Source organism: Pelomicrobium sp. G1, from assembly GCF_051905455.1.
Classification (GTDB): Bacteria; Pseudomonadota; Gammaproteobacteria; order Burkholderiales; family UBA6910; genus Pelomicrobium.
The window spans coordinates 1-275 of the sequence record NZ_JBQACR010000339.1 but is presented as its reverse complement, the minus strand read 5'-3'; the positions used below and the strand labels follow the sequence as shown (position 1 = coordinate 275).

Sequence of the window (275 nt, the reverse complement as noted above, 5' to 3'; positions counted from 1 at the left end):
GGCCTGGCCTGGATGGGGCCGCAGGGCCTGAAGGTCAGGGGCGAAGACCCGATCAATGCCGCACAGCGCCTGGACGGTCATTGCGGTCGCCAGATCAGCCGTCGGAACGAGAACGTCGAGGTCAGCTAGGGCCATGATGAGCTGGCGGAGCATGCCGGCAGTGCTGTGAAGGAGTGCCAGCCCCTCCTTCTCGCGCAGGGACACAGGCTTCAGCCCGGCCGGGGCCAGGCCGGTAGCCGCATCGACTTCGTCACCGTCAGGGGTGAGGACGGTCC

1 protein-coding gene is annotated in these 275 nt (G+C 68.0%); it reads right to left on the bottom strand.

The window, feature by feature from the left end; translation table 11 throughout:
- A partial coding sequence (locus tag ACTFO6_RS18760; RefSeq protein WP_439935873.1) for an aromatic amino acid lyase occupies positions 1–275 on the bottom strand: 275 nt, incomplete at both ends.